The sequence below is a fragment of the Streptantibioticus silvisoli genome (assembly GCF_027947535.2).
In the GTDB taxonomy this organism is placed as follows: Bacteria; Actinomycetota; Actinomycetes; order Streptomycetales; family Streptomycetaceae; genus Streptantibioticus_C; species Streptantibioticus_C silvisoli.
Genome location: NZ_JAAGKO020000016.1, coordinates 40,725 through 54,694, shown reverse-complemented (window position 1 = coordinate 54,694; position 13,970 = coordinate 40,725). Strand labels below are relative to the sequence as shown.

The following is a 13,970-nucleotide window of genomic DNA, read 5'->3' as shown; positions in this document are numbered from 1 at the left end:
TGGATCAGTCGATCAACGACGACGTGATGCGACAACGGTGCGAGAGCGGCGCTCCCCGAGCGCCCGGAGGCGTTCGGTGGGAGCGGGGCAGTCGCGCGGTCAGGAGGCGAGAACCTCGTCGAGCAGCGCCTCGGCCTTGTCCTCGTTGGTGTTCTCGGCGAGAGCCAGCTCACTCACGAGGATCTGGCGGGCCTTGGCGAGCATGCGCTTCTCGCCTGCGGACAGTCCGCGCTCCCGCTCACGACGCCACAGGTCACGTACGACCTCGGCGACCTTGATGACGTCTCCGGAGGCAAGCTTCTCCAGATTCGCCTTGTAACGACGCGACCAGTTCGTCGGCTCCTCGGTGTACGGCGCGCGCAGCACCTCGAAGACCCGGTCCAGCCCTTCTTGACCGACCACGTCGCGCACGCCGACGAACTCCGCATTGTCAGCGGGTACGCGCACCGTCAAGTCGCCTTGGGCGACCTTGAGCACCAAGTAGGTCTTGTCCACGCCTTTGATCTGGCGAGTTTCGATAGCCTCGATCAGCGCGGCCCCGTGATGGGGATAGACCACGGTGTCGCCAACCTTGAACGTCATGTGACAGGTACCCCTTCCGTGGCTATCCAGGGTAACACGGGAACGCCCTCATCTGAATGGCGTTTTCGCAGGTCAGGGCATATCTCGGGGCTTGACAAGTGCAGCCGTATCGTGCTGGAGCCCCGCTTGTCCAGGGGGAATTCGCAGGTCGGAGTGCCTGCGCGGGCGCCGCGAAACCGACCCGCGCGCCGGGGAGCCGGCGGGACGGCGCGGCGTTTCCTCCCGGTTTGCCACGCGGAGACTCGGGAGCTTCCGCTACTCCGTTCGGAGATCCGGGCAACGATCACCGGCGGCCTCCGCCCGTTCCGGCCGACCGGGGCGGACCCGGCGCGGAACCCCCCGCATGAAATCACGAATTACCACTCAGACGAGTGATCGATATTCGGACAGTTTCAGATTATCGGCAGAAGTGATCATCAGCAGTCACCGAGAGACGAGAACGATCGGCGAGTTCACCGGAACTCCCCGAATTGATCTTGCCGATCCCGCTGGGGGTCGCCGCAGGTCTTCACGAAACGCGGTGATCGGACGGTGTCTGAACGCGAGGGGGGTGGGAGGTGGGACGCAGGACGGGAGGGGTGGAGGCGGGAGGCGGAAGCTGATCGCGGAGGGCGAAGCGGTCCGGGACGCGCGGGGCGCGGGAGAGGGGGTGCGGGCGGGCCGGGTGCGAGCGGTCCGGGTGCGGGCGGTCCGGATGCGCGCGGTCACGCGAGAGGCGGAAGCGGAGGAGGGGCGGGCCGGGGCGGTACGCGGGCCGGAGTCCGCGCACCCGGAGGCGCACCCGCAGGCGTACGCGGGCCGGAGTCCGCGCACCCGCCGGCTCACCCGGAGGCGTACGCGGGGCGTCCCGCGCCCGACGGACGGATTCCGCGCCGACCGACGCCGAGGAGCCCAGGAGCCCTCCACAAGCCCGCCAGGGGCCCACGCAGCCGCAGGCACCGCCCGGCAGGCGCGGGCGCGGACGGAAGCCGCCGACCGGCGCAGCCACCGGCACCGGCGCAGCCACGGGTAACCGCACGGGCACCGAAGCAGGCACGGGCGCCGCCATCGGCGGAGCCTCTGCGGACACGGGCACCGATGCCGCCCCCGAACCCCCACAGGCCCGGGTACCGACACCGGCACCGCTGCGGGGACCGGCCGCCGACCACCGTCCCGCCGGAATCGCGCCCACGCCCTGTCACACGCGTGGGCCACATCCGTGGCGGTGCGGTCGTCGCCGGTCCGGTGCCGTACCGGAAGTGGTCCGGCGCGGCACCGACACGCCCGTACCCGGCACGGGACGCCGTATGCGTGCCGGGCTGGACCCGTTCGGGGGAAAGTGCGGGGGAAAGGGGCCCGGGTGGTGCGGGCGGACCGTTACCGCGCAGGTGGCGGCGGGGGTGGGCGAAACGGGCCGGACGGCGGACCGGGCGGGGCGCGGAGCCCGCACGGGTGAGGCGGACCGGCGTTCGCGTCCTTAAGGGGTGGCCCGGTGCGGGGCGGGATCAACGGGTCGGTAACCTAAGCGCGCTGGAAGATCCCTTGTCGTCCTAGGAGATGCCGCCGCCGTGAGCAGCAGCCTTCGACGCGGCGTCATCGCCGCTGTTATCACCCTTTCGATCGCTCCGCTCGCAGCCGCATGCGGTGTCGGCCAGGACCCGCAGTCGCTGGAGGTCAAGCCGGACTCCGTCGCGACCACGGTCGGCGACATCGAGATCCAGAACGCCTTCATCATCACCGAGCCGCAGGGCTCGGGAGCGGCCGTCTTCACCGGGCGGGTGTTCAACAACAGCACCTCCGCCCAACAGCTGACGTCGATCACCGTCCAGGGCTCGGCCGCTCAGGCCAAGCTCACCGGTGCGGACGGCAAGGCCGGTCCGATCACCATCCCGGCGAACGGCTCCGTCGCGCTGGGCGGCAAGGGCAACCCCGTCGCCGAGCTGTCCGGCAGCCAGGGCCTCGACGTCGGCGGATTTCAGAAGGCGGTGCTGGACTTCAGCAGCACCGGCCAGGTCACCGTCGACCCCGCCGTCGTACCGGCCGAGCACTACTTCGCGCCCTACGGCCCGAGCGTCGAGGCGACGCCGTCCACCGCCGCGCTGCCGTCGACCCTGCCGTCCGGTTCGGCGAGCGCCCCGGCCGGCGCCGTCTCCGGTGCCCCGTCGGCCAGCACCACCGCCAAGGCGGGCAAGCCCGGCACGGTGACCGCCAAGCCGAGCAAGGCCGGCGCCAAGCCGGGCAAGGGCGCGCAGTCCGAACTCCCGGTCAGCTCGAAATCCCCCAAGGCCTGACCCTGCGGTGACCGGCCGCTCCGGGGCCCTGGCGGGCTCCGGGCTTCCGGCCATCCCCGTGGCCTGATTCCTCCGTCGGCCCGATCCCTCAGGATCATCACCTTCGGAGGTCATTCTTCGAGGGGTCGCCCTTTCGGAGGTCGTCCCTTCGGGGCAACGCAGCGACAGACGGCCGGTGTGCGGAATTCCCGCGCACCGGCCGTCTGCTTGTCCTACGAGATGTCGTACGAGTGTCATAAGACATGTCTTACGGGCGGGGTCGACGCATTCGCACCCGGACGTACGTATACGTACGTCCGCACACCCGTACCCGGACGGTGAACGAACGTCCGCGGTGGCCCCGCCGGGCCGGGCTCAGGGCTCGAACTTGTACCCCAGGCCGCGGACCGTCACCAGGTAGCGCGGGGCGCCCGGGTCCGGCTCGATCTTGGCGCGCAGCCGCTTGACGTGGACATCGAGCGTCTTGGTGTCGCCCACGTAGTCGGCGCCCCAGACCCGGTCGATGAGCTGCATGCGGGTCAGGACGCGGCCCGCGTTGCGCAGCAGCATCTCCAGCAGGTCGAACTCCTTCAGCGGCAGGTCGACCTTGCCGCCGGAGACGGTGACCACGTGCCGGTCGACGTCCATCCGGACCGGGCCGGCCTCCAGGGCGGCGGTCGTGGTCTCCTCCGGCTCGCCCTGGCGGCGGAGGACGGCACGGATACGGGCCACCAGCTCCCGGGACGAGAACGGCTTGGTCACGTAGTCGTCGGCGCCGATCTCCAGGCCGACGACCTTGTCGATCTCGCTGTCCTTCGCGGTGACCATGATCACCGGCACGTTGGAACGGTTGCGCAGCTGGCGGCACACCTCGGTGCCGGGCAGGCCGGGCAGCATCAGGTCGAGCAGCACCAGGTCGGCGCCGTTGCGCTCGAACTCGTCCAGTCCGTCGGGGCCGGTGGTCGCGACGGCGACCTCGAAGCCCTCCTTGCGGAGCATGTACGACAGCGCGTCGCTGAACGATTCCTCGTCCTCGACGACGAGCACTCGGGTCACGGGAGGACCTCCGGGGCAGGGGGTGGCACGGGAACGACGGCGAGGCCGTCGGGGGACTGGTGACCGGCGTGCGGGTTCGCGGAGGGTTCCGCGAGCGACGCGTGCGCCGGGATCGTTGCGGAGGCGGAGGCGGAGGCAGAGGTGGAGGCGGTTACGGGGGCGGGGACGGCGGTGGCCACCGCAGGCGCCGGGGCCGTTGCCCGAGCCGTTGCCGGGGCGGGGGTGGTTACGGGGGCGGCCGAGGCGGCCGAGGCGAAAGGGGCCGTGGTGGACGTCGGGTCGCCCGAAGCCGTGGCGACCGCCGGACCTGAACCCCCCGCGACCGCGGGACCACCGGAGGCGGAAGCGACCGCACCGGAGGCGGAAGCGACAGTGGAACCACCGGTGGCGGAATCCACCGCGGGACCGTCGGAGGCCGGAGCGACCGGCGAACCGCCGGAGGCCGAAACCGCCGACGGACCACCGGAGGCCGGAGCGACCGGCGAACCGGCGGAGGAGGTCCCGGGCGCGGGCTGCTCCGGGGTGCGGCGGGCCGCTTCCGGGAGGCGGAGGGTGAAGGTGGAGCCCTGGCCCTCCGCGCTCCAGACGGTGACCTCTCCGCCGTGGGAGGCGGCCACGTGCTTGACGATGGACAGGCCCAGGCCGGTGCCGCCGGTGGCGCGGGAGCGGGCCGGGTCGACGCGGTAGAAGCGTTCGAAGATCCGTTCCCGGTCGGTCTGGGAGATGCCGGTGCCCTGGTCCGTGACGGAGATCTCGACGAGATCGCCGCCCGCCTCGCGGACCCGGCGGCCGGCCAGCCCGACCCGGGTGTGGGCGGGACTGTAGTTGACGGCGTTCTCCACCAGGTTGCCGAGCGCCGCGGCGAGCTGGCCGCGGTGTCCCCAGACGAACAGTCCGGGGCACTCCGGCACCACGATGCTGATGTGCTTGGAGTTGGCCGGATGGCGGCAGCGGTCGACCGCCTCGGCGATCAGGTCGTCGACGTCGACCGCCTCGGCGTCCACCAGCGGGTCGTCGTTCTGCACCCGGGACAGGTCGATGATCTCCTGGACCAGGCTGGTCAGCCGGGTCGCCTCGTGCTGCATGCGGCCGGCGAACCGGATGACCGCCTCCGGATCGTCGCTGGCGTCCATCACCGCCTCCGACAGCAGCGACAGCGCGCCGACCGGGGTCTTCAGCTCGTGGCTGACGTTGGCGACGAAGTCCCGGCGCACCGCTTCGATGCGGCGGGCCTCGGTGAGGTCCTCCACCAGCAGCAGCACCAGGCGGGAGCCGAGCGGCGCGACCCGGGCGGAGACCGCGAGCGGTTCGCCGCGCCCGCTGCGGGTCGGCAGGTCCAGCTCGCCCTGCCGTATCTCGCCGTCGCGCCGGGTCTCCCGGGCCATCTGGAGCATCTGCTCCACCGCGAGCCGGCCGCCGCGCACCAGCCCGAGCGCGTACGCGGCCGAGCTGGCCTTGACCACGCGGTCGGCCTCGTCCAGCACGACGGCCGACGAGCGCAGCACCGACAGCACGGTGTCCACGCCGGGCGGCAGCGCACTGTCGTGACCTGCGGCGGTGCCGGTCTCCCGGGTCTGCTCCCGTTCGCTCCAGCGGAACGCGAGCATCGCGACGCCACCGGTGCACGCACCGGCTATCGCGCTGACTGCGGCCACAGCGGCGTTCAGGTCCATGCCGACAGGCTAAGCGGGTCGACCGCCGGGCCCACAGTGCTGCCGACGTGCTCCCGGACACTCGTCGCCAAGAGTTCACCACGGTGTCGCGTGCGGTTCACTCCGGATGACCGGCACCGGACCGCTGGGCACCGCAGGGTGGAACGTGGCGGGACACGGCTGCGCACGCACCGCCCCGCAGGCGGGCGACGGAACGGTTTCCGCCGTCGTAACGGCAGGTGAAGGGCGTCTTGCGTCCCGCCGGGACCGTTGCCCGCCGCCGGACCGGCGTCATGCCGCCATGACGCCAACGACGACCACCACCACCGATGACGGATGACGGATGCGGGCCACGGACCACCGGTCACGGACCTCGTTCCGCCGTCCACCAATGGGACGAAAGCCGGGAGAGGGAAGAGGATGCGCGACGCCTACCACGAGGAGCTGGACTCGATCGGGGACGGCCTGGTCGAGATGGCACGGCTGGTCGGTTCGGCGATCGGGCGGGCCACCACCGCCCTGCTGGACGCGGACCTGAAGATCGCCGAGAGCGTCATCGCCGCCGACGAGCGGGTGGACGCGATCCAGCGCGACCTGGAAAACCGTTCCATCGACCTGCTGGCCCGCCAGCAGCCGGTCGCCACCGACCTGCGGATCGTGGTCACCGGCCTGCGGATGAGCGCCGACCTGGAACGCTCCGGCGACCTGGCCCGGCACGTCGCCAAGCTCGCCCGGCTGCGCTTCCCGCAGTCGGCGGTGCCGGCCGACCTGCACAGCACCGTGCTGGAGATGGGCCAGCTCGCGCAGCGCCTGATGTCGAAGGCGGCCGAGGTGATCATCTCCAAGGACGTCGAGGCCGCGCTCCAGCTGGAGGCCGACGACGACCGCATGGACGAACTGCACCGCACGCTCTTCCAGCGCCTGCTGGACGACCGCTGGAAGCACGGCATCGAGACCGCGGTCGACGTCACCCTCTGCGGCCGGTACTACGAACGCTTCGCGGACCACGCGGTCTCCGTCGCCAAGCGCGTCGTCTACCTCGTGACGGGCGAACACGCCGACGAACGCGGCACGGCGTCCCTGCCGGGACCGATCGCCGGGACGATCGGGGGGTCGGGCGGGGAGACGGACGGGGACGCCTGACGTCTTTGACGGGGGGTGTTTGACGGGGGTGCCTGACGGGGTGCCTGACGGCGGGGGGAGCCGGATGGCGGGGGCCGGGGCGCGGCGAGCGCGGTCGCGGTCACGGTCGCAGTCGCGGTCGCGGTCGCGGTCGCGGTCGCGGGTAAACGCATGCCACGGCGAGCCTGCCGCGGGCGAACGCGGGGCACGGATGGGCGTGTCGTGGGGGCGCGTGTCGTGGGCGGGGGCGCGTTTCGGGGGCGGGCGGTGACGGGGGAACGCGCCGGTTCGACGAGGCGGCGCGGGTGATGCGGGAGTGCGCCGATGCGCCCTTGCCGTGCCGCACCGGGCGGCGTTTCACTGGTGAGGCACTGCGTCGATCCATCCGGTACGGCTCCGGTCCAGGAGGACACGATGACGGACTCCCCCATGACGCCGGCCCGCCGCGAGCGGCCGTCCGCCGAGCACGCCCCGCTTTCGCCGCGCGCCCCGCTTCCGCTGCTCGGCGCCTGCGGCTGCGGTGCGGACTGCGGCTGCGGCTGCCAGTCGGGCGGCGCCTGCCAGTGCGGCGGCAGCTGCTGACGGCCGGGCCCTCGTAGGTCCGCAGCAACCACCTGCCCCCGTCCCGCGCGCCACGCATGCGGAACGGGGGCAGGCGTGTGTCGCGCGACGGGTTTTCTTCCTGCCCCGACCACCAGGCCAACCCCCGTCGGACGGCCTGCGTTGCGCCGGCCGAGGAGCCCTCCGGCCTGCTGGCTGACGTCGGTCGGCGGACGGCCTCGGCGGTGCGGTCGAACGCGCGGCGTCTGCGCGGGCGTTGGTGCCGGCGGGCGAGCGAGCGCTTCACCGGGCAGGGATGTGCCGACCGGAGCGCTCACGTAACCGCTGGAACGCCGGGCGGCGGCACGCGTGGGAGCGTGCACTGTGAGCATTCGCGTGATTACAGTGTGTGCATCCCTGTCGGGCAACGTTCGGGAGCCACGTCGTGAAGAGAGTTTCCCTGGTCCTGGCCGCCGCGGCCATGTCGGTCGTCGCCGCCGCGGGCAGTGCCGCAGCTTCACAGCTCGTCGTCTACGAGGGCGAGGGCTTCTCGGGCCGCAGCGCGGTCATCAGCGCCTGCGGGACCTCCAACCTCCCGTACCACGGCTCGTACAAGTGGTACAGCGACGGCCAGTCCGGACGCATGTACAACCAGCGCGACGCCCAGGGCGTCGCCAACTTCACCCTCGCGCCCGACCGGAACGCCGAGCAGCGCACCTCGGTCGGCTGGCAGAGCATCTTCATCGTCTGCTAGCCGGCACGGCCGTCTCGGCGGGGTGGCCCGTCCTCTCCGGCGCACCTCACCGCGCCGGCGGGCGTGACGTCGCGACACCTCAAGGTCCGACGCCCTCAGCACGGCGCCCCGCACAGCAACATGCCCCCTCCCCACGCCATCCGCGCGGGCAGGGGGCATGGTCGCGTGCGGTGGGCTACTTCTTGCCCTGGTTCTTGACCGCCTCGATCGCGGCGTCGGCCGCGGAGGGGTCGAGGTAGGTGCCGCCGGGGTTGAGGGGGCGGAAGTCGGCGTCGAGTTCGTAGGAGAGGGGGATGCCGGTGGGGATGTTGAGGCCGGCGATGTCGGCGTCGGAGACGCCGTCCAGGTGCTTGACGAGGGCGCGCAGCGAGTTTCCGTGCGCGGTGACCATGACGGTGCGGCCGGTCAGCAGGTCGGGGACGATGGCGTCGTACCAGTACGGCAGCATGCGCTCGACGACGTCCTTGAGGCACTCGGTGCGCGGGAGCAGCTCGCTGGGGATGGTGGCGTAGCGGGCGTCGTCGCTCTGCGAGAACTCGGTGCCGTCCTCCAGCGGGGGCGGCGGGGTGTCGAACGAGCGGCGCCACAGCATGAACTGCTCCTCGCCGAACTCGGCCAGCGTCTGCGCCTTGTCCTTGCCCTGGAGCGCGCCGTAGTGGCGCTCGTTCAGCCGCCAGGAGCGGCTCACCGGAATCCAGTGCCGGTCCGCGACGGACAGCGCGATCTGCGCGGTGCGGATGGCGCGCTTGAGGACGGAGGTGTGCAGGACGTCGGGCAGCAGCCCGGCCTCCTTCAACAGCTCACCGCCGCGCGTCGCCTCCTTCTCGCCCTTGCCGTTGAGGTCGACGTCCACCCAGCCGGTGAACAGGTTCTTCGCGTTCCACTCACTCTCGCCGTGGCGGAGCAGGATCAACTTGTACGGAGCAGCAGCCATGGACGTGAGCCTAATCGACGGCCCCGCCGCGCCCGGAGGCCGTCCCGGAAGCCGTCCTCGGCACCGGACCGGCACCGGACCGCCAGCGCGCCACCGGGCCCACCGACCGGCTCAACGGGCCGTCGCGGCGTTCATTCCGGCTTGCTCAGCAGGTGCGCGAACGCGTCGAGGTTGCGGGTGGACTCCCCCCGGGAGGTACGCCAGTCGTACTCGCGGCGGATCGCGGAGGCGAACCCCAGTTCCAGCAACGTGTTGAAGCTTCCGTCGGCGTTCTCCACGACGGCGCCCAGCAGCCGGTCCACCTCGTCCGCGGCGACGGCGGCCAGCGGCAGGCGCCCGGCGAGGTAGACGTCCCCGAGCGAGTCGATCGCGTAACTCACCCCGTACATACGGGTGTTGCGCTCCAGCAGCCAGCGGTAGAACGCCTCGTGGTTCTCGTCCGGGTGCCGTACGACGAACGCGTTGACGGACAACGTGTGCCGGCCGACGGCGAGCGAACACGTCGTCGACAGCTTCCTGGTTCCCGGCAGGCTCACGACGTACGTCTGCGGATGCCCCTCGGGATGCTCCCAGGTCAGCTCCGCCTCCGTCAGCGCCTGCTCCACCGTCCGGCACGCCTCGCGCTCAGCCTCAACCATGCCGCCGATGGTATGCCGCACCGGCGCGGATGATCACGGCCACCGCCCCGGACACGCACACGCCGACCACCCCTCCGTACGCCGACCACGCCTCCGGCAACCCGCCGTACACGTCAGCCACGCCTCCGGACGTCAACCCCACACCCCCGCCGAGCCGCCTCCGGACGCCAGCCACGCCTACGCGAACCGGCCGTGTACGTCAGCCACGCCCCCGTACGCCACCCCCGCCCCCACAAGCCCCGCGCAGCCGCCCCCTTACGCGCTCGCCGCGAACCGGTGCCGGCGGACCGCCGCGTCGTAGACCTCGGCGGTGGCCTGGGCGGACGCCTCCCAGCCGAACGACTGCGCGTGGCGGACCGCGGCGGCGCCCAGCTCGTCGGTGAGACCGGGGCGGTCGACGAAGCGGCGCAGTACGTCGGCGTAGCGGGCCGGGTCGTGTCCGTCGACCAGGAACCCGGTCCCGCCGTCGCGTACCGCCACCGGGAGTCCGCCGACCGCGGCGGCGACCACCGGCGTGCCGCAGGCCTGCGCCTCCATGGCGACCAGACCGAAGGACTCGCTGTACGACGGCATGACGAGCACACTGGCCGCCCGGTACCAGTCGGCCAGCCCTTCCTGGCCGACCGGCGGCTGGAACCGCACCACGTCGGCGACGCCCAGCCGTGCGGCGAGCTTGTGCAGCCGGTCCGGCCTGGCCAGCCCGGTGCCGCTGGGCCCGCCGACCACCGGCACCACGAGCCGGTCGCGCAGGGACGGATCGCGGGTCAGCAGCACGGCGACCGCGCGCAGCAGGATGTCCGGCGCCTTCAGCGGCTGTATGCGCCCGACGAACAGCGGTATGACCGCGTCCCGGGGCAGGCCGAGCCGGGCGCGCGCCGCGTCCCGCCCGTCGGTGGGGCGGAAGCGGTCGAGGTTGACGCCGGGGTGGACGACGGCGACCTTCTCGCGGGCGGCGGCGTAGTGCCGTATCAGCTCCGCGGCCTCTTCCTCGGTGTTGGCGATCAAGCGGTCGGCCGCGCCGACGATCTGGGTCTCGCCGATCACCCGGGCCGCCGGTTCGGGCGTGTCGCCGCGGGCCAGCGCGGCGTTCTTGACCTTGGCCATGGTGTGCATGGCGTGTACCAGCGGAACGTTCCACCGGTCGGCGGCGAGCCAGCCGACGTGGCCGGACAGCCAGTAGTGCGAGTGCACCAGGTCGTAGTGGCCGGGCCGCTGGGACGCCTCGGCGCGCATGACCCCGTGGGTGAACGCGCACAGCTGGGCAGGCAGGTCCTCCTTGGACAGGCCCTCGTACGGCCCGGCGTCCACGTGCCGCACCAGCACGCCGGGGGCGAGTTCGACCTCGCAGGGCAGGTCGCCGGTGGTGGCCCGGGTGAAGACCTCCACCTCGATGCCGGTGCGCGCGAGCCGTTTGGCCAGCTCGACGATGTAGACGTTCATCCCGCCCGCGTCGCCGGTGCCCGGCTGGTGCAACGGGGACGTGTGGACGCTGAGCATCGCCACCCGCCGCACCCCGCCCCGCCGCGAACGCCGCCCGTACCGGATCACCGTCTGTCTCCTCCCGCGTCGGCCGGCGTCTCGTCCGCCGGCCCTGCCCGCTGTTGCATCGGTCCCGTGCCGTCGTGCCGTACGCGTGCCGTCGCTTCCGCCGTAACGTTCCGCCGTCGTGACGTACTCGTGCCGTTCCGCCGAATCGTTCCGCCGTTGCCGCCGTAACGTTCCGCCGTTCTGCCCCGTCCCTGCCCTCGTGCCCGCCGTACGGCGTGGGATGCCGGCCCCTGCCGTCCCGGTCGTCCCGCCGTCCGTCGCTTGCGCGCGTTCTGATGGGGGCAACCGCCTCGCCCCGAAGGATGTTCCCATGGTCCCCCGAACGGGTGAGGGTGGCCGGAACACGCCGCCGGGCCGGGCGGCGCTAGCGTTGCGCCATGCCATCTCGCCCCGTGGGCACCCCGACCCGCGGGACCACCAACCCCAACCGGCTGCGCCGTATGGATCGGTGGATCGCCGCCACGCTGGCCGGCCGACTGCGCGGCGCGGACGACCCGGTGGCCGTCGACCTCGGCTACGGTGCCGCGCCGTGGACCGCGGTGGAACTGCTGGGGCGGCTGCGTACCGTGCGGCCCGACGCCGAGGTGGTCGGGGTCGAGATCGATCCGGCCCGGGTGGCGGCGGCGGTCCCGTACGAGCGGCCGGGGCTGTCGTTCCGGCACGGCGGCTTCGAGGTGCCGCTGCCGGGCGGCCGGCGCCCGTTGCTGATCCGCGCGGCGAACGTCCTCCGGCAGTACGACGAATCCCAGGTCGCGGCGGTGTGGGCCGGGCTGTGCGGGCGGCTGGCGCCGGGCGGGCTGCTGGTCGAGGGCACCTGCGACGAGATCGGCCGGCGGCACGTATGGGTGACGCTGGGCCCGGCCGGGCCGCAGACGGTCACGTTCGCCGCCCGGCTCGGCTCGCTGGACCGCCCCTCCGACCTGGCCGAACGGCTGCCGAAGGCGCTCATCCACCGCAATGTCCCCGGTGAGCGGGTGCACGCCTTCCTCACCGCCTTCGACCGCGCCTGGGCCACCGCCGCGCCCTTCGCCGCACTCGGCGCCCGCCAGCGCTGGACCCGCGCGGCGGCCGCCCTGTCCGACGCCGGCTGGCCGCTCACCGACGGTCCGCGGCGCTGGCGGCACGGCGAGGTCACCGTCCGCTGGGAGGCGCTGGCGCCGGGCGGGTGAACCGCGCCGCGTACCGATTCGTGGGGAGGGCGGTAGGGCTTCCGCACGCACTCATGCCGTTATGCCAGTTTTCAAGCCGTTCATACGCCGTTTCGCACTCCACCGGCGTCCGTGATGTATGTCATGCGCCGAACGCCCCGCCGCGCCCGGAAACCCCGCTATTACCGGCGCATATGCCAGTGGACGTTTCCCGTGCCACCCTCCCCACCGGGATGCGGTGCCGCTATCGTCACCTGGCAGTGCAGGCGGTTCCCCCACTGCGGCCGCCGCACCCCTCGGGGGAGGGAAGGAAGACAGACGCATGTCCGCTACCGGGCGGTCCACCGACCGGCAGTCCGACCCGCACTCCGACGGGACTCCCCCGTCCGCCGTCGCCCTGCCCCATCAGCGCACCGAGACCCCGGCCGACGACCTGCCGCCGGAGGCCGGCGGGGGCACGGCGGACGTCACCGTGCCGGCGGCGTTCACCCTGCTCGTGGTGGGCGACGACCCGACCGGCGCCCTCGGCACGCCCGACCTGCTGGACGCCGCCGGCAACCGGGTCCGCATCCGCCGGGCCCGCAACCTCACCGAGGCGCAGCGGCTGCTGACCGACGACGTCACCTGCGTCCTGCTCGACCTGCACCTGCCGGCGCCGCACGGCTGCGACCCGGCGACCGCGGCTCTCGACACGCTGCGTGACCTGCTGCGCCTCGCACCTGCCACCGCAGTGCTGGCACTGGCGCACGGCGAGGAGGCGGCCGAACTCGCCGCCGAGTCGGTCCGCGTCGGCGCGCAGGACTACCTCTTCCGCGACGCCCTGGACGCCTCGCTGCTCAACCGGGCCATGCGGTACGCGGTGGAACGCAAACGGGCCGACCTCGCCCACCTCCAGCTCACCGAGACCCGGCTGCTGGCCCAGGAGAACGCCCGGCTGGAACGCGGCCTGCTGCCGACCCCCCTGCTCGACGGCGTCGAGAACCTCGACTTCGCCACGCGCTACCGGCCCGGCCGCAGCCGCGCGCTGCTGGGCGGCGACTTCTACGACGTGATCCGCACCCCGGACGGCACCGTGCACGCCATGATCGGCGACGTGTGCGGCCACGGCCCGGACGAGGCCGCGCTCGGCGTGGAACTGCGCATCGCCTGGCGGGCGCTGATCTTCGCCGGCCTCAGCGGCGACCCGCTGCTGCGCACCCTTCAGCAGGTCCTGGAGTGCGAGCGTCCCGACGACGAGATCTTCGCGACGCTCAGCACGGTGGACATCGCGCCGGACGGGCGGCACGCCGTGCTGTGGCTGGCCGGCCACCCCGCGCCGCTGGTGCTGCGCGGTACCGGTACCGGCGACGTCACCGTGGACATGCTGCCGTACGAACAGGGCGGCCCGGCGCTGGGACTGCTGCCGGAGGCGCGCTGGACGCCGGTGCCGGTCCGGCTGGGCGAGCCCGGCGAGGCGTGGAGCCTGCTGCTCTACACCGACGGTCTCATCGAGGGCCGCACCGGTGAGGGCAACGCCCGGCTGGGCACCGAAGGCATGACCGCGATCGTCGAACGGCACCTGCGTGAGGGCCTCGGCGGCGAGGACCTGCTGGACGCCACGCTCGCCGACGCCCGGCGCCTCAACGGCGGCGAACTCACCGACGACGTCGCCGTCATCCTCCTCGAACACCGCGCCACCCCGACCGCGCACTGACCCGGCCGGCCCGCGCCGGCCGCTCGAGCGGTCACCGGCGGCTCAGCACCCGCC

At 72.8% G+C, this 13,970-nt stretch carries 12 protein-coding genes; 6 read left to right on the top strand and 6 right to left on the bottom strand.

Features of this window, described 5'->3' with window-relative positions; all coding sequences use genetic code 11:
• Nucleotides 1-99: 99 nt before the first annotated feature.
• Entirely contained in the window at nucleotides 100-582 is a 483-nt protein-coding gene (locus tag POF43_RS13260; RefSeq protein WP_014143233.1) for a CarD family transcriptional regulator, read from the bottom strand.
• Between the two features lie 1,547 nt (nucleotides 583-2,129).
• Between POF43_RS13260 and POF43_RS13255 the strand changes: the two genes are divergently transcribed.
• Nucleotides 2,130-2,852 carry a copper chaperone PCu(A)C domain-containing protein gene (locus tag POF43_RS13255; RefSeq protein ID WP_271325797.1) on the top strand — a complete coding sequence of 241 codons (723 nt, stop codon included), beginning with the start codon at nucleotides 2,130-2,132 and terminating at the stop codon, nucleotides 2,850-2,852.
• 354 nt (nucleotides 2,853-3,206) lie between these two features.
• Here POF43_RS13255 and phoP read toward each other — a convergent pair whose 3' ends face one another.
• Together phoP and POF43_RS13245 are read right to left on the bottom strand one after the other, a co-directional pair.
• Nucleotides 3,207-3,878 carry a two-component system response regulator PhoP gene (gene phoP, locus POF43_RS13250; RefSeq protein WP_500692301.1) on the bottom strand — a complete coding sequence of 224 codons (672 nt, stop codon included), beginning with the start codon at nucleotides 3,876-3,878 and terminating at the stop codon, nucleotides 3,207-3,209.
• A 5-nt stretch (nucleotides 3,879-3,883) separates the two neighbouring features.
• Complete coding sequence (locus POF43_RS13245; protein ID WP_372515990.1) at nucleotides 3,884-5,560, bottom strand: sensor histidine kinase; 1,677 nt, start codon at nucleotides 5,558-5,560, stop codon at nucleotides 3,884-3,886.
• Nucleotides 5,561-5,959: 399 nt separating this feature from the next.
• On the opposite strand from POF43_RS13245, the gene phoU reads away from it, so the two are divergent.
• The 3 genes from phoU to POF43_RS13230 all read left to right on the top strand — a co-directional run bounded on the left by phoU (nucleotide 5,960) and on the right by POF43_RS13230 (nucleotide 7,955).
• On the top strand, nucleotides 5,960-6,682 hold the full coding sequence (gene phoU, locus POF43_RS13240) for a phosphate signaling complex protein PhoU (protein WP_282698605.1): 723 nt from the start codon (nucleotides 5,960-5,962) through the stop codon (nucleotides 6,680-6,682).
• 393 nt (nucleotides 6,683-7,075) lie between these two features.
• Nucleotides 7,076-7,243: a hypothetical protein gene (locus POF43_RS13235; protein ID WP_271316224.1), complete on the top strand. Its 168-nt coding sequence runs from the start codon at nucleotides 7,076-7,078 to the stop codon at nucleotides 7,241-7,243.
• Nucleotides 7,244-7,646: 403 nt separating this feature from the next.
• On the top strand, nucleotides 7,647-7,955 hold the full coding sequence (locus tag POF43_RS13230) for a MiAMP1 family antimicrobial peptide (RefSeq protein ID WP_271316223.1): 309 nt from the start codon (nucleotides 7,647-7,649) through the stop codon (nucleotides 7,953-7,955).
• Nucleotides 7,956-8,130: 175 nt separating this feature from the next.
• Here POF43_RS13230 and POF43_RS13225 read toward each other — a convergent pair whose 3' ends face one another.
• The 3 genes from POF43_RS13225 to mshA form a co-directional block, all read right to left on the bottom strand.
• Nucleotides 8,131-8,889, bottom strand: coding sequence for a phosphoglyceromutase (locus POF43_RS13225; protein WP_271317795.1), 759 nt, complete (start codon nucleotides 8,887-8,889; stop codon nucleotides 8,131-8,133).
• Nucleotides 8,890-9,020: 131 nt separating this feature from the next.
• Complete coding sequence (locus POF43_RS13220) at nucleotides 9,021-9,527, bottom strand: type III secretion system chaperone family protein (RefSeq protein WP_271317794.1); 507 nt, start codon at nucleotides 9,525-9,527, stop codon at nucleotides 9,021-9,023.
• A gap of 255 nt (nucleotides 9,528-9,782) precedes the next feature.
• Complete coding sequence (gene mshA / locus POF43_RS13215; protein WP_308217739.1) at nucleotides 9,783-11,075, bottom strand: D-inositol-3-phosphate glycosyltransferase; 1,293 nt, start codon at nucleotides 11,073-11,075, stop codon at nucleotides 9,783-9,785.
• Between the two features lie 377 nt (nucleotides 11,076-11,452).
• Here mshA and POF43_RS13210 point away from each other — a divergent pair, with 377 nt between their 5' ends.
• Together POF43_RS13210 and POF43_RS13205 are read left to right on the top strand one after the other, a co-directional pair.
• Nucleotides 11,453-12,244, top strand: a complete 792-nt coding sequence (locus POF43_RS13210) for a class I SAM-dependent methyltransferase (protein ID WP_271324270.1) — start codon at nucleotides 11,453-11,455, stop codon at nucleotides 12,242-12,244.
• 301 nt (nucleotides 12,245-12,545) lie between these two features.
• Entirely contained in the window at nucleotides 12,546-13,916 is a 1,371-nt protein-coding gene (locus POF43_RS13205; protein ID WP_271315937.1) for a PP2C family protein-serine/threonine phosphatase, read from the top strand.
• The last annotated feature ends 54 nt before the right edge of the window (nucleotides 13,917-13,970 follow it).